Genomic DNA, 24,944 nt, shown 5'->3' with positions numbered 1-24,944 from the left:
CTACTGCTGCCACCGGATCTCCGGCAGCTTGGCCACCTGCAGCGGGCCGAAGGAGACCTTGCCCTTCTGGATCGTGATCGGGGCGGTGACGGTGCGGGTGCCGTCCGCCGCCGGCTGGCCCGCCATCAGGTCAAGCCCGACCTTGGCGAAGCCGGCGTCGCGCTCCTTCACCGCACCGGCCTTCTGCAGATCCTCGATCACCGGGCCGTAGCCGCGAATCTTCGCCGTCAGCGTGCCCTGCGGCTGCAGCTTGTCGTCGAGGTCGAGGGTGCCGTCGGCATCGATCACCAGCGGCCCCCAGCGCAGCGACAGCTTGTCGACCCGGAGCTTGCCGCCGGCGGCGCGCCAGGCGGTCAGCTCGGGCGCGGTCGCGGCCTTCGGCAGCGGGCCCAGCACGGTCAGCCGCGCCGCCACCATGTCGACCCGCCGGCCCATCGCCTGCAGGCCGAGATCCGGCGTCTCCAGCCCCTCGATGTCGAGCGACGCGGCGGCGCCGGCCCCGGCCTCCTCCGGCGCCCGGTCGACCGAGCCGTTGACCCGGGCGATCGGCAGCGGCGCCTGCAGCAGCCCGCCGGAGAGCTCGACCTGGGACAGGGTCAGCAGCACCCGATTCGGCTTGCCGTCGCTGCCGATCCGGGCGCTGCCGCTGCCCGAGCCCTTGACCTCGGCGATCAGGGCCGGGCTGCCCGGCAGGGTGATGCGCTGCGGCGGCGCGATGGTGAAGCCGACCTCCGGCAGGGTCCAGGGCCTGGCGGTGGCGACCACCCCGGCGGCGTTCCAGGTCAGCCCGTCGATCCGGCGCAGGCTGGGCGCCTGCGATTCGACGGTGAAGGCCAGCGGGAAGCCCTCGACGCTCAGCGTGCCGGGATCGACCGTGACGCCCGGCGGCGGGTTGGCGGCGAAGGCCTGCGCCTGGGCCTCGACCTTCCCCGCGGCCCAGTACCAGCCGCCGGTCCAGCCGGCGGCGAGCAGGGCGACGAGGGTGGTGGGAACGACGACGATACGGCGGCGGCGACGCATGGCGGTCCCGGATGGTGGCGCGAGCAGGGCACGTGGCCGCGACCGGGCCCCGGAGTCAAGCCGAAGCAGCAAAACGCGACACGACGCCCCTCCCTTTCGCATCTGCAACACGCTACATGGTGTGGATGGCCGATGGTCATCACGATTGGAAGACGCCGAACCTGCCGCTGATCCCGGGCGAGCCACTCTGGGTGTTCGGCTACGGTTCGCTGATGTGGAATCCGGGCTTCCCGCATCTCGAGCGGCAGCCGGCGGTGCTGCACGGCTATCACCGCCGCTTCTGCGTCCTCTCCCACCGCTACCGCGGCACGCCGGAACGGCCGGGGCTGGTGCTGGGCCTGGACCGCGGCGGCTCCTGCCGCGGCATGGCCTTCAAGGTGGCGCCGGAGCATGTGCAGGAGGTGGTCGCCTATCTCTGGGAGCGCGAGATGGTGACCGGTGTCTACCGCCCGAGCCTGAAGCAGATCCGGCTCCCCTCTGGCCCCGCCACCGCCTGCTGCTTCCTGGCCGACCGCCGCCACCACCAGTACCGTGGCGCGCTGGGGCCGGAGGAGACACTGGCGATGATCCGCACCGGCATCGGCAGCAGCGGGCCGAACCGCGACTATCTGCTGAACACGGTCGAGCATCTGCGCGAGCTGGGCATCCGCGACGGTGCCCTGTTCGCCCTGGCCAAGCGCGTGGCCGAGGCCGCGGAGCCGGCCTAGCCGCAGCGCGAATAGCCGCAGTTCAGGCAGGTGTCGCAACCCTCCTGCCGGATCAGGGTCGGGTGGCCGCATTTCGGGCAGGACCGGCCCGGCGGCCGGACCGGTGCCCCGACCGCCTCCGCCGTCACCTCGACCGCCACCTCCGGCACGATGCCCTCCGGCTTCGCCAGGAAGCCCGTCGCCACCATGTGCCGCTCGATCGTCTCGCCGATCGCGGCCAGCAGCGAGGGCACGTAGCGGCCGCCCATCCACTGCCCGCCGCGCGGGTCGAACACCGCCTTCAGCTCCTCGACCACGAAGACGACGTCGCCGCCGCGGCGGAACACGGCGCTGATCATCCGGGTCAGCGCCACGGTCCAGGCGTAATGCTCCATGTTCTTCGAGTTGATGAAGATCTCGAACGGCCGGCGCTGGCCGTCGACCACGGTGTCGTTGAGGGTGACGTAGATGGCGTGATCGCTGTCCGGCCAGCGCAGCTTGTAGGTCTCGCCCGGCAGCACCTCCGGCCGGGCCGCGGGCAGGCTGAGGCCGGGGGCGTCGGCCAGACGCTTCTGCGCCGGCCCCCTGTTCGCCGTTTGGGCCTCCAGCACCGCGCCGGTGATCGCATTCGGCCGGTAGGTGGTGCAGCCCTTGCAGCCCAGCGCATAGGCCTGGGCGTAGATGTCCTTGAAGGCGTCGAAGGACAGGTCCTCGGGGCAGTTGATGGTCTTGCTGATGGAGCTGTCGATGTGCTTCTGCGCCGCCGCCTGGATCACCAGGTGGTCGGCCGGCTCCAGCGTCTGGGCGTCGACGAAATAGTCCGGCAGCGGCGCGTCGGCGCCGTGGATCTCGCGGAACAGGCGGTAGGCGTAATTCTCCACCGTCTCCGCCCGCCGGCTGCCGTCGGGCAGCAGCACGTTGCGGGTGTGGGTCCAGGCGAAGACCGGCTCGATCCCCGAGGCGACATTGCCGGCGAACAGCGAGATGGTGCCGGTCGGCGCGATCGAGGTCAGCAGCGCGTTGCGGATGCCGTGCCGGGCGATCAGGCCGCGGATCTCATCCGGCAGCTCGGCGACGCCCGGCGCGGCCAGGAACTTGTCGCGGTCGAACAGCGGGAAGGTCCCTTTCTCCGCCGCGATCTCGGCCGAGGCACGGTAGGAATGGCGCTTGATCGCCCCCAGCCAGTCCTCGACCAGGGCCGCCGATTCGGGCGAGCCGTAGCGCACCCCCAGCATCAGGAAGGCGTCGGCCAGGCCGGTGACGCCGAGGCCGATGCGCCGCTTGGCCTTGGCCTCGGCCGCCTGCTCCGGCAGCGGGAAGCGCGAGACGTCGACGACATTGTCCATCAGCCGGATGGCGACCGGCACGATCTCCGCCAGCGCCTCGTGGTCGAAGCGGGCCTCGGGCGTGAACGGATCGACCACCAGCTTCGCCAGGTTGACCGAGCCGAGCAGGCAGGCGCCATACGGAGGAAGTGGCTGTTCGCCACACGGGTTAGTGCTTTGAATTTGCTCGCAATATTGAAGATTGTTCTGCGCGTTGATGCGGTCGATGAAGATCACGCCGGGCTCGGCCGAATCATAGGTCGAGCGCATGATCCGGTCCCACAGCTCGCGCGCCGGCAGGGTGCGGAAGATACGGCCGCCGAACGCCAGGTCCCAGGGCGCGTCGTCGGCCACCGCCTGCATGAACGGGTCGGTGACCAGGACCGAGAGGTTGAACATGCGCAGTCGGCCGGGGGTGCGCTTGGCCTCGATGAAGTCGACCACGTCCGGATGGTCGCAGCGCAAAGTCGCCATCATCGCGCCGCGGCGGGAGCCGGCGGACATGATGGTGCGGCACATCGCGTCCCACACATCCATGAAGGACAGCGGGCCGGAGGCGTCGGCCGCGACGCCGGCGACCGGCGCGCCCTTCGGCCGGATGGTGGAGAAGTCGTAGCCGATGCCGCCGCCCTGCTGCAGCGTCAGCGCCGCCTCGCGCAGATGGGCGAAGATGCCGGCCATGCTGTCCGGCACCGTGCCCATGACGAAGCAGTTGAACAGGGTGACGTCGCGCCCGGTGCCGGCGCCGGCCAGGATGCGGCCGGCCGGCAAATAGCGGTGGTCGCGCAGGATGCCGAGGAAGCGCTCGGCCCAGAGAGCCGGGTCCGATTCGGCGGCGGCCACGGCGGTCGCGACCCGGCGCCAGCTGTCCTCGACCGACTGGTCGACAGGCGTGCCGTCCGGCTGCTTCAGCCGGTACTTCATGTTCCAGATCTGGGTCGCGATATCGCCCGGCTCGGCCACCATGGACCTCCCGCAGACAGACGCACCCCCAAAGGATGGGGGTGCGGTCAGGCCCGGTCAACCAGGGACAGTGGCCGCCCCCAGGATCCCGCTATTCCAGCCCGACATAGATCGCGGCGCGCAGATCGGCGACGAACCGACCGTTCATGCCCTCGAACGCGGTGTTGGTGAGGCCGACGACGCTCAGCCGCCGCGCCGGGTCGACGAACCAGGAATGGCCGTAGACGCCGCCCCAGCGCCAGGTCCCGGCGGTCATCGGCACCCCGGCCGCCGCCGGATCGGTCACCAGCGCGAAGCCGTAGCCGAAGGTGGTGCCCGGCGACTCCGGCATCGCCAGCCCCGGGATCTGCCCGGTGGCCATGGCCTGCACCGTCTCCGGCCGCAGGATCGGCGCGCCGCCCTGGCGCAGGGCTTCGAGGAACACCAGGAAGTCGCCCGCCGTGCCCGCCATGCCGGCGCCGCCGGAGGGGTAGGAGGCCGGGTCGAAGATGCGGTCGGGGGCGAAGCTGAGCCCGGCGAAGGGCTGCGGTGCCGGGATGACGTAGCTGTCGCCCATCCGCAGCGGTTCCGGCACCGCATCGGCATAGGCGCTCGCCAGGCGCGACCGATCCGGCGGGAAGAAGCCGGTGTCCTGCAGCCCGAGCGGTCCCGTGACGCGGCTTCGCACCAGCTCAGCCAGGCTTTCCCCGGCCGCCTGCTCCAGCGCGGCGCCGAGCACGTCGAGCGCCAGCGAATAGGCCCAGGCCGAGCCCGGCGCGACGGCCAGCGGCGCCGAGGCGATGCGGCGCAGATTCTCGGCGAAGGACCGGCCCGGCGCGTCGAGCCCGTCGGAGACGCCGGCGCGGTGATAGGGGCCGTCCGCCGGCTCGGCGAAGCCGTAGATCAGGCCCGCGGTGTGGGTCAGCAGGTGATGGATGGTGATGACGGGCTCGGTGCCGTCGGCCAGCTTCGGCCGGAAGTCGGGCAGGAACTTCGTCACCGGGTCGGCCCGGGCGATCCGTCCCTCCTCCACCAGCCGCAGGGCGGCGGCGGTGACGATCGGCTTGGTCAGCGAGGCGTAGAGGAACACCGAGTCCTCGCGCACCGGCCGCCCGGCCTCGCGGTCGGCCAGGCCGGCCGCGCGGCGGTACACCAGCCGGCCGTCCTGCGCCGCCAGCACCACCGTGCCGACGATGCGCTTCTCCGCCAGCGCCCGGTCGATCGCGGCGTCGATCCGCGGCGACAGGGCGGGATCGGCGGCCGGCGCGGCATCGAACAGGGCGGTCGTCATCGGGAGACTCCGGTTTCGGATGGATCGTGATGAACGGCGTGTCCCCCGACCATAGCCGAGGCTCCCGCCGCAGACGACCGGGCGATCAGTCCGGCAGCGTGACCGGCACGGCGGCGGCCAGGGGGCCGCGCAGCCGGTCGGGGTCGTCATAGCGCCACAGCGGGATGCCGGCGCAGCGCTCGACCCGGTCCGGCATGCCGTAGCGGGCGATCACGGCGCGGGGGTTCAGCCCGTCCATCAGGATGAAGCCGAAGGGCGGGGCGCCGGCGCCGCCGGCCCAGTCGCGGCGGGCCCAGTCCTGGTTGACGATCCAGTGATAGGGGGCGCCGTTGCGGGCCACCTGGACGATCTGGACGCGGCGTTCGGAATGCAGCATCAGCGGCTTGGCCCACCAGTAGCCGGCGAGGCCGGCGACCGGACCCTGGAAGCAGGCGAGCGTCCGCGGCAGCTCGATCCGCGCCGCCAGTTGGTCCGGCCGGGCCCAGAGCGCGGCGGCCACAGCCAGCAGCACCGCCAGGACCGCCCCCACCGGCCAGGCCGGCACCCGCAGCCGATCGGCGGCGAGATGGGCGAGCCAGACCGCGGTCAGGAACAGCCAGGGCTGGAAATAGCGCAGGAAGGACTCGTCGCGGAAAATGCCGAACAGCACCACCGCCAGCAGCGTGGCCAGCGAGGACGCGGCTGCGAAGACCGCGATCCGGTCCGACGGTGCGATCTCGCGCTCCCCGGCCGCCAGGCCGCGCAGCACCGCGAGCGTGCGGGCAACCGGCAGCAGGGCGAAGGCGATCAGGCCGAGATTGACCGCCAGCTCCGCCGGATCCGCCGGCCAGAGCACGCTGCCGAGGCGGAACAGGCCGTAGCCGATGCCGAGGTCGAGCTGGTCTCGATAGACCTCGTTCAGCGGGTTGATCCAGCCCTGCAGCAGGAAGGCGGCGAGCGACGCAGTGCCGACCACCGCCGCGGCCGCCAGGGCCGCGCCGCGGATGCGCGGCGTCGGGGCGCAGAGCAGCGACAGCGCCAGGGCCGGGGCGGCGGCATAGGGCAGGACGAAGCTGTCCGACAGCACTCCGGCCAGGATCAGCCCGGCCAGCCCGACCAGCGGCCATGGGCCCGGCCGGTCGAGCTGGCGCAGCACCAGCAGCAGCACCGCGGCCGCGACCAGGATGGCGCCGAAATGGAAGGTGACGACGAAGGGGTAGATCAGCCAGTTCAGCGCATAGGCCCCGGCCAGCCCCCAGCCGAAGGCGAAGAGCAGCGCCAGCACGACCGCGAAGGCGGCCACGGCCATGGCGGCGGAGCGGCCGCCGGCGGCGCGGTGCACGGCGCCGCCGAGCAGCAGCAGCAGGCCGAGCTGCAGCGCCGCGGCCAGCGGCAGGGCCTGGCGGAAATCGCCGGTCGCGAGGTCGGCCAGGCCGTAGACCAGCATGTCCGGAAAGACATAGGGGCCGGGCGTCAGGTGCCAGCCGCGCAGCGCGTCGAGGCCGCGATGCAGGTCGTCGAACAGCGCCGGCAGATAGAGGACATCGGCATTGCCGGTCAGCGCGGCGGCGCCGGGCAGGCGCAGCACCAGCGCCACGGCGAGCAGCGACAGGCCGGCGACCGCGACGAAAAGCAGGATCGGACGGAGACTGCGCAACCCGCGGTCAGACCGTGGCCGTCGCCCCGGCCGGGCGCGGCGTCGGCGGGCCGCCGGCGGCGACCGACAGGCGCTCGGACGCCGTCTCCAGCTCGTCCTCCAGCCGCCGCATCATCTCCTCGCGCGGCAGGCCGGGCGGGATCGGCGGCAGGAACTCGACCGTGATCGTGCCGGGCCGCTTGCGGAAGGCGCGGCGGCCCCAGAACACGCCGGAGTTCAGCGCCATCGGCACCACCGGCACGCCCAGCCCCTCATAGAGCGCGCCGACGCCGATACGATAGGGCCGCCAGGTGCCGGGCGCGGTGCGGGTGCCCTGCGGGAAGATCGCGATCGGCCGGCCCTCCGCGGCCCGGACCTTGGCGTGGTCGACCATGTCGCGGACCGCCCGGCTGCCGGCGCCGCGGTCGACCGGGATCATGCCGGTCTTCAGCAGGTACTTGCCCCAGACCGGGACCTTCAGCAGCTCGGACTTCAGCACGATCGCCGGGTCGGGCAGCAGCAGGTGCAGCTTCAGCGTCTCCCAGGCCGACTGGTGCTTGGCGGCGACGATGCAGGCGCCGGCCGGCAGGTTCTCGCGCCCGACCACGCGATAGTCGATGCCGAGGATGGTCTTCTCCAGCCAATGCACGCCACGCAGCCAGACGAAGATCCAGGCCATCGTCACGCGATGCGGCAGGAACAGCGCCGGCAGCAGGGCGAGGCAGCACAGCGCGGTCCAGCCGAAGAACAGCAGGTTGAAGAGGGCTGAGCGCAGGATGGTCATGACGCCCTATATCCTGCCCAGGGTGACACGCGCCAGCGCAACCAGGAATTTGTTGTATTCGGAGACGATCAGCCGCGCCGTGCCGGGCCAGGCCCACCAGCGGTCGAGATGCACCGTCCCGGGATCGACCGGCTGGCGCTTGATCTCGATCTCCGGCATCGCGGCCCGGAACTCCAGCATGCTGCGCGGCATGTGGTAGTTCGAGGTGACCAGGCGCAGGCTGTGGAAGCCATGCGCCCGCATCCAGGCCGCCGCCTCCTGCGCGTTGCCGATGGTGTCGCTGGCGGCGTAGCCGAGGTCGACGCAGCAGCGCAGTGAATCATCGGTCGGCGACAGGGCGAACAGCTCCTCCAGCCTGACGTCGCGATGCACGCCGCTGACCAGCAGCCGCTCGGCCACGCCGCGGGCCAGCAGGTCGAGCCCGGCGCGCAGCCGCTCGCTGCCGCCGGTCAGCACGACGATGGCGTCGGTGTGGTCGGGGTCGACCTCGCCGCCGCGCCCGGCCTGGGCCACGAACCAAGCCAGACCCAGCCCCCAGGCCACCGCCAGCACGATCAGCAGCAGCAGTATCCGGCGCAGGCGGCGGCGCCAGGGCCGGGGCTTGGGGGAAGGGTCAACGGTGATCGACATACAAACAGAACGCTGTTGCGCCGCGGCCGCGGTCACGGCGCCCGGACAGGAAAGGGGCGGATCGTGGCAAGATTATGCGGCCGCGTCACGGCCCCCGGAGCGACATCCTTCGGCCTGGTTCCGCAACTCCTTCGCGCCATTCACAAAATTGCCTCGGATGATATAGGCAGCGGCAAGGCGGCATGCGATAACGCGCCATGATCGTCACCTGCCCCAGCTGTTCGACCCGTTACCTCGTCGATCCGGCGGCGATCGGCCCCGACGGCCGGCGCGTCAAATGCGCCCGCTGCGGCCATCTGTGGCGCGAATCGGCGGTCGAGCAGGTGACGGCGGCGGCGCCGGCCCCCGAGCCGCAGCCGGTGCTGGTCGGCCCGGCGGCGCGGGCGGCGACTCCGCCCTCGGCCGCGGGGCATATCACCAACCTGCCGGTGGTGATCACGCCGCGCCGGCGCGACGGGCCGGCGGTCAGCCTGGCACTGGCGGTGCTGCTGGTCGGCGGCCTGGCCGGGGTGGGCTATTTCGCGCGCGATTCGATCGTCCGCTTCTGGCCGCCGGCGATCCGCCTATACGACACCATCGGCGTGCCGGTGGCGCAGCCGGTCGAGACCGGCGCACTGGGCCGCGGGCTTGTGCTGCGGGAGCTGGAGGTGCGGCGCGTCGCCGGCAGCGGCGTGGAGCAGGTTGTGGTCACCGGGCGGGTCGAGAACCGGGCCATGGTCACCCGCCCGGTGCCGCCGATCGAGGTGCGCCTGCTGGACGCCCGCCGCACCGTGGTGGCGCGCACACCGCTGGTGGTGACCACCGAATCGCTGGCGCCTGACGAGTCGGTGCAGGTGGCGGTAACGGTCGAGGCCACGCCCGACGCCGCCACCCGGCTGGAGATCGGGGCGCAGACCGGCAGCGCACCGTAGCCAGCACCCGGGTGTCGGGTCGGGGATCGCCCCTCAGCCCCGGATGAAGCCCAGCAGGTCGCGGCTGAAGCGTTCCTTCTCGGTCAGGAACAGGCCGTGCGGCGCGCCCGGATAGATCTCGATCCGGCTGCCGGGGATCGCCTCGGCGACGGCACGGCCGCAGAGATCGGCCGGCGCCAGGCGGTCGCCGTCGCCCTGCAGGACCAGTGTCGGGACGGTGACGGCTTGGAGGTCGGCCCGAAAATCCGCGGTGGCGTTGGCGCGCTGGCAGCCGATCGCGGCCCACAGCGCGGTCTGCAGCGCCAGGTCGAGGCCCCAGCGCACCAGCTCCGGCGAGCAGCCGGGGCCGAACAGCGCCTCGCCATTGGCGGCGTAATAGGCCGGCCGGTCGGCGCGCAGGCCCTCGATGGCGTGGTCGAAGACGGTCCGGCCACCGACGTCCGGCGGGAAGGCCAGGGCCGGGCACGGCGGCAGCGGCGCCGCCAGGACGATCCGCGCCACCCGGCCCGCGCCGTGGCGCGACAGAGTGCGGGCGATCTCGCCGATCGCCATCGAGTGCCCGACCAGGGTGACCTCACGCAGGTCGAGCGCCGCAATCACCGCCGCGAGGTCGTCGGCCAGGGTGTCGAAATCATAGCCGTCGCCGGGATGGTCCGACCGGCCGTGGCCGCGCCGGTCATAGGCCAGGCAGCGCAACCCGGCCGCGGCCAGCTCCGTCATCTGCCATTCCCAGATCTCGGCGCAGAGGGTGAAACCGTGCAGGAACAGGATCGGGCGCCCCCGCCCGATGTCCTTGACGCGAAGCAGGGTGCCGTCGCGGGTCTCGATCATGGGTCTCTCTCTCCGCTGGTGTGGGCGGATGAGAGCGCAGGCGGGGGCGTGGAAGCGATTACCTGGGAGGTAGGCGTGCTGGATCAGCTGATGCCGAAGCGGGCGCGCCAGCGTTCGATGTCGGCCAGCGAGACGTTGCCGCCGCACAGGATCAGCGCCAACCGTGCGTCGCGCGGCAGCCGGTCCTTCAGGCGCAGCGCCGCGGCCAGGGTGCAGCCGGCGGCGGGCTCGGTCACCACCTTGGCCTGCTCGGCCAGGACCTGGACGCCGCGCACCGCCTCGGCGTCCGGCACCACCAGCACCTCCTCCACCGCATCACGCACGATGGCCAGCGTGCGCTCGGAGACCGAGGGCGCGCCCAGCGTGGTGGAGATCGAGGTGATGGCCGGCAGGCGCACCGGCTTGCCGGCGGCCAGGGCCTGGCTCATGGCGTCGGCGCCCTCGGTCTCGACGCCCCAGATCCGGATCTCCGGCCGCAGCGCCTTCACCGCGGTGATGACGCCCGAGATCATGCCGCCGCCGCCGATCGACGCGATGATGTCGGTGGTGTCCGGCGCGTCCTCCAACAGCTCCAGCCCCATCGTGCCCTGGCCGGAGATCACCCGCGGGTCGTCGAAGGGGTGGATCAGGGTGCGGCCGGCGGCGGCCTGGCGCTCGGCCTCGGTGAAGGCGGCGGCGATGTCGGCGACCAGCACCACCTCCGCCCCTTCGGCGCGGGTGCCGGCGACGTAGTTTTCCGGCGTCGCATTCGGCATGATCAGCGTGGCGTCCAGCCCCAGCACGCGGGCGGCATAGGCGACGCCGAGCGCGTGGTTGCCGCCGGAGACCGCGACCACCCCGGCCGCCCGCTCGGCCTCGCCCAGGCTGAGCATGGCGTTGAAGGCGCCGCGCGCCTTGAACGAGCCGCCATGCTGCAGCAGCTCCAGCTTCGTCACCACCGGCAGGCCGAGCAGGCTGCTGAGCAGCTCGCGCGGCAGGGTCGGGGTGCGCAGCACATAGGGGGCGATGCGGGCGCGCGCCGCGCGGATCGTCTCGAGCGTGATCGCCGTCACGTTGGTCCTCGTCCTGGCGGAAATGGCCGCGCTCAGAATTGGCGCAGCAGCCTCTCGATATAATCCCGTTCCGGCGGCGGGCGCGAGCGATCGTTCAGCCGCTGGCGCAGCTCGTCGAGGATGGCGCGGGCGCGTTCGGTGTCGAATTTGGTCGGCAGGCCGACATCGCCGTCGGTGGTGCCGCCGCTGTTGGTCATCGGCCGGCCCAGCGGATCCTGGTTCTCGAACATCTGCCCGTTCTGGGCCCGGCCGACCATGCCCGGCTGGGCGCCCATGGCCTCCATCATCTGCTGCGCCATGCCCTGCAGCCCCTGCTGCAGCTGGTCCAGCGCCTCGGTCTGCGACGGCACGGCGCCGCCGGGGTCGCCCTGGCCCAGGGCGTCGCCCGCCTGCTTCATCGCCCGCTCGGCCCGGCCGAGCGGCATCGGGATGTCGCCGCCCATCTCGCCGAGCTCGCGCATCAGCTCGCCCAGCGCCCGGCGCAGAGCCTCCTGGGTCTGGGCGTTCTGCTCCGGCGTGCCCTGCTGCGACGGGTCGCCCTCCTCGCCGCCCTCCTGGGCCTGCTGCTGGCGATAGGTCTGGTCGAGCAGCTGACGCTGCGCATTGGTCAGCTTCTGCAGGTCCTTCAGCAGGTTCATGGCGCGCTGCTGCGCCTCGGCCTGCTGCTGGCTCATCTGCCCCATCTGCAGGTTTTCCATCATGTTCTGCATCTGGGACAGCAGCTCGCGCGCCTGATCCTTGGCGCCGGATTCGGACAGCTGCTGCATCCGGTCGATCATGTCCTGGAACTGCTTCCGGTCCATGATCTGCGCGTCCGGCGGCAGCGGCATCTCCTTCAGCTCGCCGCGCTGCATCTTGTCCCGCATCTGCTCGGCCATCGCCTGCAGGTAGCGGTCCATCGCCCGGCGCAGCTCGTCGGTCAGCTGCTTGATCTCCTCGTCGCTGGCATTGCGCTCCAGCGCGTCGGCCAGGCGCTGCTGCGCGTCGCGCAGCGACCGCTCGGCCAGCGACATGTCGCCGTCCTCGATCCGGAGCGCGGTATCCCACAACAGGTCGCGCAGCGGCGCGACATGCGGCTTCGGGTCGTCCCGGGCGAAGAACAGCCGCCGGGCGGCGGTGCGCAGCGCCAGGAACACCACCCGGTCGTCATAGTAGCGGTCCGGCCGCTGCGACAGCATGTCGAGCGTCTCGGCCACGGTCTCCGACTGCTCCGGCTGCAGGGTCAGGATCCGGCGCTGCTCGATGATGGCGCGGGCCACCGGGTGGTGGAACTCGCGCTCCGGCAGCGTCACCCGCTCCGGCCCGGTCTTGGTGCTCTGGCCTGCCGCGTCGGTCGCGGTCAGCACGATGTCGGCCGCCTGCCCGGCCCAGGCATGCGGCGTCAGGTCCTGGTAGGAGGTGGTCTTGACCTCGCGCGGCCAGCGGCCCGGCACCGACAGCGGGATGGTCATCGGCGTCTGGTCCAGCACCGCCGGCGCGCCGGGGGCCAGGGTGACGGTCGCGGTCAGGGTGGCGATGCCGTAATCGTCGGTCGCGGTGGCGTCGAGCCGCAGCGCCTGGCGCTCGGTCGGCTTCGGCTTGTCGGTGAAGGCGACGGTCGGCGGCGCATCGGGCAGCACCTTCACCGGCCAGTCGCCCAGCACCGTGCCGTCCTGGCTGACCGACAGCCGGTCGCCGCCGGTGACCTTGGCCTGGAGCTCGTAATTGCCACCTTCGATCGGGGTGAAGGCGGTGTCGCTGCCGGCGAGGCTGAGAGTCGGGGCCTCATCGCCGCCGGCGACCCGGCCGACCAGGGCGCTGCCGATCGGGATCTCGACCGGCCCCGGCGCCGGCTGGCCGGGCGCGGCCACTTGGCCGGCGGTAAGGTAGATCGGCGGCCGTCCGGTGTAGGAGGGCGGGGTGACGAACAGGTCGAGCCGCGGCGCGGTGGCGGCGGAGGCGCCGAACAGCCCGGGCGAGAATGCGCGGCCGAGCCGCCCGCGCCAGTCGTCGCCGGCGGCGACCACGGCCAGGATCAGCCCGATCACCACCAGGCCGCGCAGGGCGAAGCGGTCGGCCTCGGCGTTGCGCGGCCGCGGCAGGCGGGGCTTGAGCAGGCGCAGCTGGGCGGCGCGCTGGGCCAGGTGGCGCTGCCACAGCACGCGGCTGAGCGGGTCGGAGGTGCCGGTGGCCTGGGTGTCGTGCAGGGCGGTCAGCGGCCGGTGCTCGAGGCCGCTGTCGCGCTCCAGCCGGCGCCGTGCCGCGAGGCCATCGGGCAGGCGCAGCCGCCACAGCGGCCGGCTGGCGACGACCAGCGCCGCGGCGAAGGCGACCAGGATCAGGGCATGCAGCCAGCCCGGCAGGTCGGGCAGCAGGTCGAAGCCGGCGAGGACGAGGAAGGCGCCGAGCACGGTGGCGACAGGCCAGGCGGCGCGCCATGCCGCCTCCCAGGCCGCAGCCAGCCACGCCAGCGCGATCTTTACGCGCGGCTCGGCCGGCTCCGTCGACCTAGGGGCCTCCGTCGGGCTGCGGGCCACCTCTCCTCCTACGCCTTCGTAGTCAGTCCATCCCGGGCCAGCCAGGGCGGCAGGCTCTCCCCGGCGACCATCTCTTCAAATGTGGGCCGTTTTCTGACGAGTGCAAACCGATCTTTGTCGACCAGCACCTCCGGCACCAGCGGCCGGGTGTTGTAGGTCGACGCCATCACCGCGCCATAGGCCCCGGCGCCGGTGAAGGCGACCAGGTCGCCGGCGGCCAGCGGCGGCAGGGACCGCGCCTTGGCGAAGGTGTCGCTGCTCTCGCAGACCGGGCCGACCACGTCGAATTCGGCCTCGGCCGCGCCTTCCGCCGGCTGGCGCAGCGGCACGATGCCGTGCCAGGCGTCGTACATCGCCGGCCGGATCAGGTCGTTCATCGCCGCGTCGAGGATGACGAAGTTACGCGTCCGCCCCGGCTTGATGAAGATCACCCGCGACAATAGGACGCCGGCATCGCCGCAGATCGACCGGCCGGGTTCCACCATCAGATGGCAGCCCAGGTCGCCCACCGTCTCGCGCACGATGCGGGCATAGTCGGCCAGCGCCGGCGCCGGGTCGCCCTTGTAGGAGATGCCGATGCCGCCGCCGAGATCGAGCCGCTCGACCACATGGCCGGCGGCGCGCAGCTCGCGCACCAGCTCGGCCAGGCGGCGATAGGCGTCGCGATAAGGCGACAGGTCGAGCAGCTGGCTGCCGATATGGGCGGCGATGCCGACCGGGCGGATTCCGGGCAGGACCCGCGCCCGCTCATAGGCCACCGGCGCGTCCTCGAGCTCGATGCCGAACTTGTCGCCCTTGCGGCCGGTCGAGATCTTGGTGTGGGTCTTGGCGTCGACATCCGGATTCACCCGGAAGGCGACGACCGCGTCGCGCCGCAGCCGGACAGCCACCTGCGACAGCAGCTCCAGCTCCTGCAGCGACTCCACGTTGATCTGGTGGATGCCGGCCAAGAGGGCCGCCTCCAGATCCTCCACGGTCTTGCCGATGCCGGAGAAGACGATGCGGTCGGCCGGGCAGCCGGCGGCGAGCGCCCGCTTCATCTCGCCGGTCGAGACCACGTCGATGCCGGCGCCCTGCTGCACCAGGGTGCGCAGCACCGCGAGGTTGGAATTGGCCTTGGCGGCGAAGCAGACTGCGATCGGCAGCCCGGCCAGCGCGTCAACATAGGCGCGATAGTTCGCGACCAGCGCCGCGGTCGAGTAGACATAGGCCGGCGTGCCGACCTGCGCGGCCACGGCGGCGAGGTCGACATCCTCGGCGAAGAGGGCGCCGTTCTGGTAAGCGAAAGCGGTCATGTGCTCGGGTAGCTCCGCGGATAGGCCGAGGTCTTGCTGTCGGGGGCGCTGACCGACGCCGCCTTCTTGCCGCAGGCGACGAGGCCGCACCCGAGGGTGACGGCGAGGAGCAGCCTCAGGATGACGGCAGATCTCATAGGAAACGCTCCTTTGCGGCTTGGACGGCCTCGCGCACCCGGTCGGGCGCGGTGCCGCCATGGCTCTTGCGGCTGGCGACCGAGGCCTCGGCGGTCAGCACGGCGTAGACGGCGTCGGTGATGCCGGCATGGACCGCCTGCATCTCGGCGAGCGGCAGGTCGGACAGGCGGCAGCCCTTGTCCTCCGCCCGTTTCACCAGGTGGCCGGTGATGTGGTGGGCGTCGCGGAACGGCACGCCGAGCGTGCGCACCAGCCAGTCGGCCAGGTCGGTCGCGGTCGGGAAGCCGGCCTCGGTGGCCCGGCGCATCGCCTCGGCATTGACGGTCCAGCTCTCGACCATGCCGGTCATGGCGGCCAGGCACAGCATCAGCGTGTCGTCGGCGTCGAACACCGGCTCCTTATCCTCCTGCATGTCCTTCTGGTAGGTCAGGGGCAGGCCCTTCATCACGGTCAGCAGCGCGGCCAGGCTGCCGAACACCCGGCCGGCCTTGCCGCGCACCAGCTCCGCCGCGTCCGGGTTGCGCTTCTGCGGCATGATCGACGACCCGGTCGAGAAGCCGTCGGACAGGCGGACGAAGCGGAACTGCGGCGTCGACCAGAACACGATCTCCTCCGCCAGCCGCGACAGGTGCATGGCGCAGATGCCGGCGGTGGCGAGGTAGTCGAGCGCGAAGTCGCGGTCAGAGACGCTGTCGAGCGAATTGGCGGTCGGCCGGTCGAAGCCGAGCGCCTGCGCCGTCATGTGCCGGTCGATCGGATAGGGCGTGCCGGCCAGGGCCGCGGCGCCGAGCGGACATTCATTGGCCCGGGCGCGGGCGTCGGCGACGCGGCTGCGGTCGCGGCCCAGCATCTCGACATAGGCCAGCAGGTGATGGCCGAAGGTGACCGGCTGTGCCACCTGCAGATGGGTGAAGCCGGGCAGGATGGTGTCGACATGCCGCTCGGCCTGGCCGATCAGCGCCGCCTGCAGCGCCTGCAGCCCCTGCTCCAGCCGGTCGAAGGCGTCGCGCACCCACAGGCGGAAATCGGTCGCCACCTGGTCGTTGCGGCTGCGCGCCGTGTGCAGGCGCCCGGCGGCCGGGCCGATGATCTCGGTCAGCCGCGACTCCACGTTGAAGTGGATGTCCTCGAGCGAGGTCTTGAACTCGAAGCGGCCCTCGGCGATCTCGCCGGCGATCTGCGCGAGGCCGCGGTCGATCGCGGCGGCGTCCGCGGCGGACACGATGCCCTGAACGGCAAGCATTGCGACATGAGCGCGCGACCCGGCGATGTCCTGCGCCCAGAGCTTGCGGTCGAAGCCGATCGAGGCGTTGATCCGCTCCATGATCGCGGCCGGGCCGGCGGCGAAGCGGCCGCCCCACATCGGATTGGTGCCTTTATCGGGCACGACGGGGGTGGCAAGCTGGGTCGGATCGGACATGGGGTGCGGACCGGATGAGGAAGAGAGCAACGATCGCCGCGGGCGCGGCCGGCCTGGCGCTGCTGCTGGCGGCGGGTGCGGCCTGGTGGACGCTGCGGACCCCGGAGGGCCGGCCGCCCTTGGGCGGCACCGTCGCCAGCTTCGTCCTGGCCGACCGGCCTGAGCCGGCACCGGAGATTACCTTCTCCGACGCCGCGGGCAACACCCTTCGTCTCGCCGACTTCAAGGGCAAGGTGGTGCTGGTCAATCTGTGGGCGACCTGGTGCGCCCCTTGCGTCAAGGAGATGCCGGCGCTGGACCGGCTGCAGGCGAAGCTGGGCGGCGCCGACTTCGCCGTGCTGGCGCTGTCGATCGACCGCGAGGGGCTGGCCAAGGTGCAGCCCTTCTTCGACGCCCACAAGATCGCGGCGCTGGCGCCCTATCTCGACCCCGGCGGCCGGTCGCCGGCGCAGTTCGGCGCCCGCGGCCTGCCGACGACGCTGCTGATCGACCGTGACGGCACCGTGGTCGGCCGCCAGGAAGGCGCCGCCGAGTGGGATGACGACAGCTCGATCGCGCTGCTGCGCTACTATCTTGATCGCGGGAAGGCCGGGTCGGCCTGAGAGAGGCGGGTCAGAGCGGCGCTGCGCCCGTATAGAGGCCCAGCAGCACCATCACGCCGTAGCCCCACAGCACCGTCCGCAGCACCATCGTCCCCTCCCTCGCGCCGCCGGCGGCGGCATCCGATGCAGGGGAAGATTAGGTGCGGACTGTATCCGGGGGATGTCGACGGGACGGCCGAATTGTATCGTCCGTGTCGCGGCGGCTCAGATGGGCATCGAGCCCATGTAGAAGCCGACCAGCAGAAGAACACCGTAAACCCAGATGATCGTGCGAAGCATCATGACCTTGTCCTCGGGCTCAAGGCCCGAGATCATGTCTACGCCGCCTTCCGTGAATGAGATGTGACGGCGGTCACGGGGGCGATTCACGGTCTCGGGTTGGCGGCCGGCGCACCACATGATATACAAGTATCAACGTATATCATGGTGATGGCATGCGCGTGGCGAAGTGGGGCAACAGCCTGGCGGTGCGGCTGCCTTCGACCGTCGTCGAGGCGCTGGATCTGAAGGAAGGCGACGAGATCGAGATCCGCATCGCGGCCGACCGCGCCTTCCTGGTCGATCGCGACCACAGCCGGCAGCAGGCACTGGACCGGTTGCGCCGGCTGCAGCGCCCGCTGCCGCCCGGCTTCCGCTTCGATCGCGACGAAGCGAATGAACGCTGAAGCCTTCCTCGACACCAATATCCTGCTCTACGCCATCGCCCGCGATGATCCGCGGACCGCGACCGCCGAGGCGCTGCTCACGGCCGGCGGCGTGATCAGCGTGCAGGTGCTGAACGAGTTCGCGGCGGTCGCCCGCCGCAAGCTCGGCCTGTCATGGGACGAGATCACCGAGGCGCTGTCCGCCATCCGCGCCCTCTGCGGGCCGGTCGAGCCGGTCACGGTCGAGATCCATGACGCGGCGCTGCGGATCGCGGAGCGCCACGGCTATCATGTCTACGACGCGTCGATCATCGCCGCGGCGCTCCAGGCGCAGTGCCGGACTCTCTATTCCGAGGACATGCAGGACGGCCAGACGATCGACGGCCTGACCATTCGGAACCCCTTCGTCGGCGGTCTTGGACTGCCCGGCCATGACAGGTAGCGAGGTGCCATGACCATCCGCCCCCGCCGCTCGCTGCTCTATGTCCCCGGCTCGAACCCGCGGGCGCTGGACAAGGCGCGCACCCTGGACGCCGACGGGCTGATCCTGGACCTGGAGGACGCGGTGGCGCCGGACGCCAAGGTCGCGGCGCGCGAGCGGGTGGTGGCCGCCGTCCGGGCCGGCGGCTGGGGGCCGCGCGAGCTGCTGGTCCGCGCCAACGCCGCCGACACGCCCTGGGGCGCCGACGATCTGGCCGCCCTGGCCGGCAGCGGCGCCGACGGCATCGTCCTGTCCAAGGTCGAGCGGCCGGAGACGGTGAAGGCGGCCGAGGCCGCGCTGACCGCCGCCGGCGCGCCGGACAGCCTGGCGCTGTGGTGCATGGTCGAGACGCCGCTCGGCGTGCTGAATTCCGCTGCCGTCGCCGGGTCCTCGTCGCGCCAAGCTGGGGGCCGCCTGGCCGGGCTGATCCTCGGCACCTCGGACCTGGCCAAGGACCTGCGGGCGGCGCATGAGCCGGGGCGGCAGCCGCTGCTGACCGCGCTGGGCCTGTGCCTGCTGGCCGGCCGCGCCCATGGCCTGGCAGTGATCGACGGCGTCCATCTCGACCTCGAGGACGCGCCCGGCTTCGCCGAATCATGCCGCCAGGGCGCGGCGCTGGGCTTCGACGGCAAGTCGCTGATCCATCCGAAGACCCTTGCCGCCGCCAATGCCGCCTTCGCCCCGAGCACGGAGGCGGTGGAGACCGCGCTGCGCGTGATCGCCGCCCATGCCGCGGCGCTGGCCGCCGGCCAGGGCGTCACCGTCGTCGACGGCCGGCTGGTCGAGGCGCTGCATGTCAGCGATGCGGAGCGGGTGGTGGCGATGCACCGCGCCATCGCCGAACGCAGCGGCCTGTAGCGGTTGCGGGCATTCCAAGGCCCGGCCGGCCCCAGTTGCGAATGGCTCGCATCTGCTTGAAACTATTGGCCTGTTCGTTGACTTGCTGCAGTGCGGCGCGTAAGTCACTGACGACCCGTTCAGGCTCGATCGCGACAGGCCGCGCCCGCGCCTGATGCCCAATTTGCGCATCGGAGTAGATCCGCATGTCCGCCTCCGAGGCAGTTCCTCAGAAACGGCCGAGGCCCCTGTCGCCCCATCTGCAGATCTACCGTCCGCAGATGAGCAGCGCGCTCTCGATCTTCCATCGCGGCACCGGCATCGCCCTGGCCATCGGCACCCTGCTGCTGGCCTGGTGGGTGATCGCGGCGGCCGCCGGCCCCGAGGCCTTCGCGGCGGCGCAGTGGTTCATCGGCTCCTGGCTCGGCCTCCTGATGCTGTTCGGCTGGACGGCGGCGCTGTTCTACCATCTCTGTGCCGGCATCCGGCACCTGGCCTGGGACGCCGGCTGGGGCTACGACCTGCCGACCATGCACAAGACCGGCTATGCCGTGCTGATCGCCACCGCGGTGCTGACCGTGCTGGCCTGGATCATCGGCCTGGTGGTGTGGTGATGACGACCAAGCACGTTTCCCTGCGCAACCCGCTGGCCCATGCCCGCGGCCTCGGCTCCGCCAAGTCCGGCTTCGCCCATTGGCGCGGCCTGCGCGTCACCGCGCTGGCGCTGATCCCGCTGACCATCTGGTTCGTGATCGCGGTGATCGCCCATCTCGGTGCGCCGCTGCCGGTGGTCCGGGCCTGGCTGGCCCATCCGGTCAACGCCGCCCTGTTCATCCTGTTCATCGCCATCGGCCTGCATCACGCCGCCAATGGCCTGACCGAGGTCTATGAGGACTACGTCCACGGCCACTACACCAAGCTGGTCGCCGACCTGGCGACCAAGGGCCTGGCCGTGTTCCTGGCGGCGGCGATGACCGTCTCCGTCCTCAAGATCGCCATCCTGGGATAACCCGATGCCCGCGTCCTACAGCTTCATCGATCACACCTACGACGTCGTCGTGGTGGGCGGCGGCGGCGCCGGCCTGCGCGCCACCTTCGGCATGGCCGAGAAGGGGCTGAAGACCGCCTGCATCACCAAGGTCTTCCCGACCCGCAGCCACACCGTCGCGGCCCAGGGCGGCGTCTCCGCCGCGCTCGGCAACATGGGGCCGGACGACTGGCGCTGGCACATGTACGACACCGTCAAGGGCTCCGACTGGCTCGGCGACCAGGACGCGATCGAGTACATGTGCCGCGAGGCGATCCCGGCGATCATCGAGCTCGAGCATTACGGCATGCCCTTCAGCCGCACGGAGGAGGGCAAGATCTACCAGCGCGCCTTCGGCGGCATGACCACCGAATACGGCAAGGGCCGCGCCTACCGCACCTGCGCCGCGGCCGACCGCACCGGCCATGCCATGCTGCACACCCTGTACCAGCAGGCGCTGAAGCACGAGGCGGAGTTCTTCGTCGAGTACTTCGCCATCGACCTGATCATGGACGAGGAAGGCGCCTGCCGCGGCGTGGTCGCCTGGAACCTGGACGACGGCACGATCCACCGCTTCTTCGGCCACCAGACGGTGCTGGCGACCGGCGGCTACGGCCGGGCCTACTTCTCCTGCACCTCGGCCCACACCTGCACCGGGGACGGCGGCGCCATGGCGGCGCGGGCCGGCCTGCCGCTGCAGGACATGGAGTTCGTGCAGTTCCACCCGACCGGGATCTACGGCGCCGGCTGCCTGATCACCGAGGGCGTGCGCGGCGAAGGCGGGTACCTGACCAATTCCGAGGGTGAGCGCTTCATGGAGCGCTACGCCCCCTCGGCCAAGGACCTGGCGTCGCGCGACGTGGTCAGCCGGTCGATGACGATCGAGATCCGCGAAGGCCGCGGCGTCGGCCCGAACAAGGACCACATCCACCTGCATGTCGAGCATCTCGACGCCGACATCATCCACCACCGCCTGCCCGGCATCGCCGAGAGCGCCAAGATCTTCGCCGGCGTCGACGTGACCAAGGAGCCGATCCCGGTCCTGCCGACGGTGCACTACAACATGGGCGGCGTGCCGACCAACGTGCATTGCGAGGTGGTCAACCCGACCGCCGCCGATCCGAACCGCGTGGTGCCGGGGCTGATGGCGATCGGCGAGGCCGCCTGCGTCTCGGTGCACGGCGCCAACCGGCTGGGCTCGAACTCGCTGCTCGACCTCGTGGTGTTCGGCCGCGCCGCCGCGATCCGCTGCGCCGAGCTGATCAAGCCCGGCCAGACGCACAAGCCGGTGCCGGCCGATGCCGGCCAGTTCGCGCTGAACCGGCTGGACCGGCTGCGCCACGCCAAGCAGGAGGTCCGCACCTCCGATCTGCGGCTGGAGATGCAGCGGACGATGCAGAACGACGCCGCCGTGTTCCGCACCGGCCAGACCCTGGCCGAGGGCTGCGAGAAGATGGACGTCACCTGGGGCAAGCAGCCGGGCCTGGGCGTCGACGACAAGTCGCTGATCTGGAACTCGGACCTGGTGGAGACGCTGGAGCTCGAGAACCTGATGATCAACGCCGTGACCACCATCCGGTCCGGCGTCAATCGCGAGGAGAGCCGCGGCGCCCATGCCCGCGAGGACTTCCCGGACCGCAACGACGTCGACTGGATGAAGCACAGCGTCGTCTGGATCGACGAGGCCGGCAAGACCCGCATCGACTACCGCCCGGTCCATCTCCAGCCGATGACCAACGAGGTCCAGAGCTTCCCGCCCAAGGCGCGGGTGTACTGAGGACGACATGGCCGAATTCACCCTGCCCCGCAATTCCAAGGTCCAGCCCGGCAAGACCGTGCGGGTCCCCGGCGAGATCAAGAAGCCGCGGACCTTCAAGATCTATCGTTGGAACCCGGACACCGATGAGAATCCGCGGCTCGACACCTACGAGATCGACCTGGCGCGCTGCGGGCCGATGGTCCTGGACGCCATCATCCACATCAAGAACGACATCGACTCGACCCTGACCTTCCGGCGGTCCTGCCGCGAGGGCATCTGCGGGTCCTGCGCGATGAACATCGACGGCACCAACACCCTGGCCTGCCTCAAGCCGATCGAAGAGGTCCAGGGCGACGTCAAGATCTACCCGCTGCCGCACATGCCGGTGGTGAAGGACCTGGTGCCGGAACTGACCCACATCTACGCGCAATACGCGTCGATCAAGCCCTGGCTGCAGGCCGAGAGCCCGCCGCCGCCCGACCGCGAGCGCCGGCAGAGCCCGGAGGAGCGCGAGAAGCTGGACGGCCTGTACGAGTGCATCCTGTGCTTCTGCTGCACCACCAGCTGCCCGAGCTACTGGTGGAACGGCGACAAGTACCTCGGCCCGGCCGTGTTGCTGCAGGCCTATCGCTGGATCGCCGACAGCCGGGACGAGATGACCGGCGAGCGGCTGGACGCGCTGGAGGACCCGTTCCGCCTCTACCGCTGCCACACCATCATGAACTGCACCAAGACCTGCCCAAAGGGGCTGAACCCCGCCAAGGCGATCGGCGAAATCAAGAAGCTGATGCTGGAACGCGCCGGCTGACCTGCGTCCGACCGCAGTAAAACGTCACAAAAAAGCGCTGGTGACCCCAGCGCTTTTTCCATATCAACCGCCCAGTCACCCCACGGTCTGCCCACCTCACGGAGCGATCCTGCACGCAACACACTCGAGGAGTGTCCTTCTAAATGGCGAAACCCGCACGCACACCCTTCACCGGCCGCATTCTCATGGTCGGTTTCGGCTCGATCGGCCAGGGCGTGCTGCCGCTGCTGCTGCGGCACCTGACCCTGACCCCCGACCGCGTCACCATCGTGACGGCGGAGGCGAGAGGCCAGAAGGAGGCGGAACTCTACGGCGTCCGCTTCATCCATGAACCGGTGACACGCAGCAATTATCGGACACTGCTCGAACCGCTGCTCGGCCCGGGCGACGCCCTGGTCAACCTCTCGGTGGACGTCTCCTCGGTGGCGCTGATCGAGCTGGCGCGGCAGCGCGGCGCGCTCTACATCGACACCTGCATCGAGCCCTGGCTGGGCGGCTACACCGACCCCAATCTCGGCCCGGCCGACCGGTCGAACTATGCGCTGCGCGAGGCCGCTCTGGCGCTGGGCCGCGCCCCCGGCACGCCGACCGCGGTGGTGACCCATGGCGCCAATCCCGGCCTGGTCTCGCATTTCGTCAAGCGGGCGCTGCTCGACGTCGCCGCCGCGACCGGCTTCGAGCCGCCGGTGCCGGCCGACCGCGCCGGCTGGGCCAGCCTGGCGCAGACCCTGGGCGTCAAGGTGATCCATGTCGCCGAGCGCGACACCCAGGTCGCCCGCTTCCCGAAGAAGCCGGGCGAATTCGTCAACACCTGGTCGATCGACGGCTTCGTCGGCGAGGGCTGCCAGCCGGCCGAGCTGGGCTGGGGCAGCCATGAGCGGCACTTCCCGGCCGATGGCCGGCGCCACGAAAAGGGCTCACAGGCTGCGATCTGGCTGGCCCGCCCCGGCGCCGCGACCCGGGTGCGGACCTGGACCCCGCTGGCCGGGCCGATCCACGGCTTCCTGATCACCCACAACGAGGCGATCTCGCTGGCCGACTACCTGACCATCGGGTCGGGCGCCCAGCCGGAGTACCGGCCGACCGTGCACTACGCCTACCACCCGTCCGACGACGCGGTGCTGTCGGTGCATGAATTCGCCGGCCGCAACTACGAGCTGCAGCCGAACAAGCGGCTGATGATGGACGAGATCATCGAGGGCATGGACGAGCTCGGCGTGCTGCTGGCCGGCCACGCCAAGGGCGCCTACTGGTATGGCTCGCGCCTGACCATCGGCGAGGCGCGCGAGCTGGCGCCGCACAACAACGCCACCAGCCTGCAGGTGACGGCGGCGGTGCTGGGCGGGCTGGTCTGGGCGATCGAGAACCCGGACCGCGGCCTGGTCGAGCCCGAGGAGATGGATCACGAGCGGGTGCTGCAGGTGGCGGCGCCCTATCTCGGCGAACTGGCCGGCGCCTTCACCGACTGGAATCCGCTGCAGGGCCGCGGCCAGCTGTTCCCCGAGGACATCGACCCCGAGGACCCCTGGCAGTTCCAGAACATCCGGGTGGTGTGACCGGCTTCCGCCCGGTCGCCGACCTGTCCCGCGAGGAGCGGGCGAAGGTCGGCGCCCTGGTGGCCGGGCATCCGGTCTTCGCCCTGTACTGGGCTGCGGCGCTCGACGCTGCAGCCGCACGCGACCGCAGCCGCTCGGCACGGCTGGAGCCGGAGGGCGTGATCCTTGGCATCGATTTCGACGGGCTTTCGATCTACACCCCGATCGGCGCCATCCGCGACGCCGCCCTCCTGTCCCTGACGGCCGATCCCCGGCCGCTGGAGCTGCATCTGACGCCGGATCAGGCGGAGCGGTTGCGCCCCGCCTGCGGCGATCGGCTGGCGCTGGAGGACGGGCTGCGCTTTTACGCCCGGCCGCTGGACGATCTTCCAGAGCCCGACCTCGCCTGTCGGCGGATGGGGGCGGCCGAGCTGGAGCCGCTGCGCCGCTTCTACACCGCGCATTACCCGGCGACGGTGTTCTCCGCCTGGATGCTGGCGCTGCCCTTCGTCGCCATCGTCGAGGATGGCAGCCCGGTCGCCGCCGGCGGCGCCATTGCCCGATCCGGAAGCCGGGCGATGGTCGGCAATTTCCTGGTCGACCCCGCCCGCCGCGGCGAAGGCTTGGCCGGACGGGTACTGGCCGGCCTGCTGGCAGTGCTGCGGGCCGAGGGTGTGACCACGGCGCTGCTGGCCACCAATGACCTCAACCCGGCGGCCTGCCGGGTCTATGAACGCGCCGGCTTCGCCCTGGTCGAGCGCCGGGTTCAGTTGGACCTGCGCGCGGCCTGACTCG

General features: G+C 71.2%; 24 protein-coding genes. 12 read left to right on the top strand and 12 right to left on the bottom strand.

Annotated elements, in window-relative coordinates:
• On the bottom strand, window positions 1-1,020 hold the full coding sequence (locus tag ACTOWL_RS14000) for a DUF2125 domain-containing protein (RefSeq protein ID WP_441321850.1): 1,020 nt from the start codon (window positions 1,018-1,020) through the stop codon (window positions 1-3).
• Window positions 1,021-1,136: 116 nt separating this feature from the next.
• Between ACTOWL_RS14000 and ACTOWL_RS13995 the strand changes: the two genes are divergently transcribed.
• Complete coding sequence (locus ACTOWL_RS13995; protein WP_441321849.1) at window positions 1,137-1,727, top strand: gamma-glutamylcyclotransferase; 591 nt, start codon at window positions 1,137-1,139, stop codon at window positions 1,725-1,727.
• Here ACTOWL_RS13995 and ACTOWL_RS13990 read toward each other — a convergent pair.
• The 5 genes from ACTOWL_RS13990 to ACTOWL_RS13970 all read right to left on the bottom strand — a co-directional run bounded on the left by ACTOWL_RS13990 (window position 1,724) and on the right by ACTOWL_RS13970 (window position 8,293).
• Complete coding sequence (locus ACTOWL_RS13990; RefSeq protein ID WP_441321848.1) at window positions 1,724-3,997, bottom strand: adenosylcobalamin-dependent ribonucleoside-diphosphate reductase; 2,274 nt, start codon at window positions 3,995-3,997, stop codon at window positions 1,724-1,726. The two genes, ACTOWL_RS13995 and ACTOWL_RS13990, sit on opposite strands and share 4 nt — an antisense overlap.
• Window positions 3,998-4,085: 88 nt before the next feature.
• Window positions 4,086-5,264: a serine hydrolase domain-containing protein gene (locus ACTOWL_RS13985; protein ID WP_441321847.1), complete on the bottom strand. Its 1,179-nt coding sequence runs from the start codon at window positions 5,262-5,264 to the stop codon at window positions 4,086-4,088.
• Window positions 5,265-5,349: 85 nt separating this feature from the next.
• Window positions 5,350-6,900, bottom strand: coding sequence for a hypothetical protein (locus ACTOWL_RS13980; RefSeq protein ID WP_441321846.1), 1,551 nt, complete (start codon window positions 6,898-6,900; stop codon window positions 5,350-5,352).
• A gap of 7 nt (window positions 6,901-6,907) precedes the next feature.
• A complete protein-coding gene (locus ACTOWL_RS13975) occupies window positions 6,908-7,663 on the bottom strand; it encodes a lysophospholipid acyltransferase family protein (protein WP_441321845.1) in 756 nt (251 codons plus the stop codon).
• A 6-nt stretch (window positions 7,664-7,669) separates the two neighbouring features.
• Complete coding sequence (locus ACTOWL_RS13970) at window positions 7,670-8,293, bottom strand: YdcF family protein (RefSeq protein WP_441321844.1); 624 nt, start codon at window positions 8,291-8,293, stop codon at window positions 7,670-7,672.
• A 197-nt stretch (window positions 8,294-8,490) separates the two neighbouring features.
• Here ACTOWL_RS13970 and ACTOWL_RS13965 point away from each other — a divergent pair, with 197 nt between their 5' ends.
• A complete protein-coding gene (locus ACTOWL_RS13965) occupies window positions 8,491-9,204 on the top strand; it encodes a DUF3426 domain-containing protein (RefSeq protein WP_441321843.1) in 714 nt (237 codons plus the stop codon).
• A 33-nt stretch (window positions 9,205-9,237) separates the two neighbouring features.
• Here ACTOWL_RS13965 and ACTOWL_RS13960 read toward each other — a convergent pair whose 3' ends face one another.
• From ACTOWL_RS13960 to argH, 6 genes are all read right to left on the bottom strand, one after another.
• Complete coding sequence (locus tag ACTOWL_RS13960) at window positions 9,238-10,035, bottom strand: alpha/beta fold hydrolase (RefSeq protein ID WP_441321842.1); 798 nt, start codon at window positions 10,033-10,035, stop codon at window positions 9,238-9,240.
• A gap of 83 nt (window positions 10,036-10,118) precedes the next feature.
• Window positions 10,119-11,087: a threonine ammonia-lyase gene (locus ACTOWL_RS13955; protein WP_441321841.1), complete on the bottom strand. Its 969-nt coding sequence runs from the start codon at window positions 11,085-11,087 to the stop codon at window positions 10,119-10,121.
• Window positions 11,088-11,119: 32 nt separating this feature from the next.
• Window positions 11,120-13,603 (bottom strand): TIGR02302 family protein, encoded by a 2,484-nt coding sequence (locus tag ACTOWL_RS13950; RefSeq protein WP_441321840.1) that lies wholly within the window; start codon window positions 13,601-13,603, stop codon window positions 11,120-11,122.
• Between the two features lie 8 nt (window positions 13,604-13,611).
• On the bottom strand, window positions 13,612-14,898 hold the full coding sequence (gene lysA / locus ACTOWL_RS13945; RefSeq protein WP_441321839.1) for a diaminopimelate decarboxylase: 1,287 nt from the start codon (window positions 14,896-14,898) through the stop codon (window positions 13,612-13,614).
• Window positions 14,895-15,035, bottom strand: coding sequence for a hypothetical protein (locus tag ACTOWL_RS13940; RefSeq protein WP_441321838.1), 141 nt, complete (start codon window positions 15,033-15,035; stop codon window positions 14,895-14,897). Before ACTOWL_RS13940 ends, lysA begins: the two co-directional genes overlap by 4 nt.
• Window positions 15,032-16,456, bottom strand: a complete 1,425-nt coding sequence (argH, locus tag ACTOWL_RS13935; RefSeq protein WP_441321837.1) for an argininosuccinate lyase — start codon at window positions 16,454-16,456, stop codon at window positions 15,032-15,034. The genes ACTOWL_RS13940 and argH overlap by 4 nt, the downstream gene beginning before the upstream one ends.
• Window positions 16,457-16,470: 14 nt before the next feature.
• Between argH and ACTOWL_RS13930 the strand changes: the two genes are divergently transcribed.
• The 10 genes from ACTOWL_RS13930 to ACTOWL_RS13885 all read left to right on the top strand — a co-directional run bounded on the left by ACTOWL_RS13930 (window position 16,471) and on the right by ACTOWL_RS13885 (window position 24,940).
• On the top strand, window positions 16,471-17,058 hold the full coding sequence (locus ACTOWL_RS13930; protein WP_441321836.1) for a TlpA family protein disulfide reductase: 588 nt from the start codon (window positions 16,471-16,473) through the stop codon (window positions 17,056-17,058).
• Window positions 17,059-17,492: 434 nt separating this feature from the next.
• On the top strand, window positions 17,493-17,723 hold the full coding sequence (locus ACTOWL_RS13925; RefSeq protein ID WP_441321835.1) for an AbrB/MazE/SpoVT family DNA-binding domain-containing protein: 231 nt from the start codon (window positions 17,493-17,495) through the stop codon (window positions 17,721-17,723).
• Window positions 17,713-18,144 carry a PIN domain-containing protein gene (locus ACTOWL_RS13920; RefSeq protein ID WP_441321834.1) on the top strand — a complete coding sequence of 144 codons (432 nt, stop codon included), beginning with the start codon at window positions 17,713-17,715 and terminating at the stop codon, window positions 18,142-18,144. Before ACTOWL_RS13925 ends, ACTOWL_RS13920 begins: the two co-directional genes overlap by 11 nt.
• Window positions 18,145-18,153: 9 nt before the next feature.
• A complete protein-coding gene (locus ACTOWL_RS13915; RefSeq protein ID WP_441321833.1) occupies window positions 18,154-19,041 on the top strand; it encodes an HpcH/HpaI aldolase/citrate lyase family protein in 888 nt (295 codons plus the stop codon).
• 260 nt (window positions 19,042-19,301) lie between these two features.
• Window positions 19,302-19,634, top strand: a complete 333-nt coding sequence (gene sdhC / locus ACTOWL_RS13910) for a succinate dehydrogenase, cytochrome b556 subunit (RefSeq protein ID WP_441321832.1) — start codon at window positions 19,302-19,304, stop codon at window positions 19,632-19,634.
• Window positions 19,634-20,029, top strand: coding sequence for a succinate dehydrogenase, hydrophobic membrane anchor protein (sdhD, locus tag ACTOWL_RS13905; protein WP_441321831.1), 396 nt, complete (start codon window positions 19,634-19,636; stop codon window positions 20,027-20,029). Before sdhC ends, sdhD begins: the two co-directional genes overlap by 1 nt.
• A gap of 4 nt (window positions 20,030-20,033) precedes the next feature.
• Window positions 20,034-21,824 carry a succinate dehydrogenase flavoprotein subunit gene (gene sdhA / locus ACTOWL_RS13900; RefSeq protein WP_441321830.1) on the top strand — a complete coding sequence of 597 codons (1,791 nt, stop codon included), beginning with the start codon at window positions 20,034-20,036 and terminating at the stop codon, window positions 21,822-21,824.
• A gap of 7 nt (window positions 21,825-21,831) precedes the next feature.
• Window positions 21,832-22,614, top strand: a complete 783-nt coding sequence (locus tag ACTOWL_RS13895; protein ID WP_441321829.1) for a succinate dehydrogenase iron-sulfur subunit — start codon at window positions 21,832-21,834, stop codon at window positions 22,612-22,614.
• A gap of 143 nt (window positions 22,615-22,757) precedes the next feature.
• A complete protein-coding gene (locus ACTOWL_RS13890) occupies window positions 22,758-24,170 on the top strand; it encodes a homospermidine synthase (protein ID WP_441321828.1) in 1,413 nt (470 codons plus the stop codon).
• Window positions 24,167-24,940: a GNAT family N-acetyltransferase gene (locus ACTOWL_RS13885; protein WP_441321827.1), complete on the top strand. Its 774-nt coding sequence runs from the start codon at window positions 24,167-24,169 to the stop codon at window positions 24,938-24,940. Before ACTOWL_RS13890 ends, ACTOWL_RS13885 begins: the two co-directional genes overlap by 4 nt.
• Window positions 24,941-24,944: the final 4 nt, after the last annotated feature.

Source organism: Inquilinus sp. CA228 (assembly GCF_052078665.1).
In the GTDB taxonomy this organism is placed as follows: Bacteria; Pseudomonadota; Alphaproteobacteria; order DSM-16000; family Inquilinaceae; genus Inquilinus.
The sequence above is the reverse complement of the archived record's forward strand: the minus strand, read 5'-3'. Positions and strand labels throughout refer to the sequence as shown.

Bases quoted from the DNA above. Each gene is read 5' to 3' on its own strand.
- ACTOWL_RS14000 (WP_441321850.1), bottom strand. From the start codon at position 1,020: ATGCGTCGCCGCCGCCGTATCGTCGTCGTTCCCACCACCCTCGTCGCC.
- ACTOWL_RS13995 (WP_441321849.1), top strand. From the start codon at position 1,137: ATGGTGTGGATGGCCGATGGTCATCACGATTGGAAGACGCCGAACCTG.
- ACTOWL_RS13990 (WP_441321848.1), bottom strand. From the start codon at position 3,997: ATGGTGGCCGAGCCGGGCGATATCGCGACCCAGATCTGGAACATGAAG.
- ACTOWL_RS13985 (WP_441321847.1), bottom strand. From the start codon at position 5,264: ATGACGACCGCCCTGTTCGATGCCGCGCCGGCCGCCGATCCCGCCCTG.
- ACTOWL_RS13975 (WP_441321845.1), bottom strand. From the start codon at position 7,663: ATGACCATCCTGCGCTCAGCCCTCTTCAACCTGCTGTTCTTCGGCTGG.
- ACTOWL_RS13970 (WP_441321844.1), bottom strand. From the start codon at position 8,293: ATGTCGATCACCGTTGACCCTTCCCCCAAGCCCCGGCCCTGGCGCCGC.
- ACTOWL_RS13965 (WP_441321843.1), top strand. From the start codon at position 8,491: ATGATCGTCACCTGCCCCAGCTGTTCGACCCGTTACCTCGTCGATCCG.
- ACTOWL_RS13960 (WP_441321842.1), bottom strand. From the start codon at position 10,035: ATGATCGAGACCCGCGACGGCACCCTGCTTCGCGTCAAGGACATCGGG.
- lysA (WP_441321839.1), bottom strand. From the start codon at position 14,898: ATGACCGCTTTCGCTTACCAGAACGGCGCCCTCTTCGCCGAGGATGTC.
- ACTOWL_RS13940 (WP_441321838.1), bottom strand. From the start codon at position 15,035: ATGAGATCTGCCGTCATCCTGAGGCTGCTCCTCGCCGTCACCCTCGGG.
- argH (WP_441321837.1), bottom strand. From the start codon at position 16,456: ATGTCCGATCCGACCCAGCTTGCCACCCCCGTCGTGCCCGATAAAGGC.
- ACTOWL_RS13930 (WP_441321836.1), top strand. From the start codon at position 16,471: ATGAGGAAGAGAGCAACGATCGCCGCGGGCGCGGCCGGCCTGGCGCTG.
- ACTOWL_RS13925 (WP_441321835.1), top strand. From the start codon at position 17,493: ATGCGCGTGGCGAAGTGGGGCAACAGCCTGGCGGTGCGGCTGCCTTCG.
- ACTOWL_RS13920 (WP_441321834.1), top strand. From the start codon at position 17,713: ATGAACGCTGAAGCCTTCCTCGACACCAATATCCTGCTCTACGCCATC.
- ACTOWL_RS13915 (WP_441321833.1), top strand. From the start codon at position 18,154: ATGACCATCCGCCCCCGCCGCTCGCTGCTCTATGTCCCCGGCTCGAAC.
- sdhC (WP_441321832.1), top strand. From the start codon at position 19,302: ATGAGCAGCGCGCTCTCGATCTTCCATCGCGGCACCGGCATCGCCCTG.
- sdhD (WP_441321831.1), top strand. From the start codon at position 19,634: ATGACGACCAAGCACGTTTCCCTGCGCAACCCGCTGGCCCATGCCCGC.
- sdhA (WP_441321830.1), top strand. From the start codon at position 20,034: ATGCCCGCGTCCTACAGCTTCATCGATCACACCTACGACGTCGTCGTG.
- ACTOWL_RS13895 (WP_441321829.1), top strand. From the start codon at position 21,832: ATGGCCGAATTCACCCTGCCCCGCAATTCCAAGGTCCAGCCCGGCAAG.
- ACTOWL_RS13890 (WP_441321828.1), top strand. From the start codon at position 22,758: ATGGCGAAACCCGCACGCACACCCTTCACCGGCCGCATTCTCATGGTC.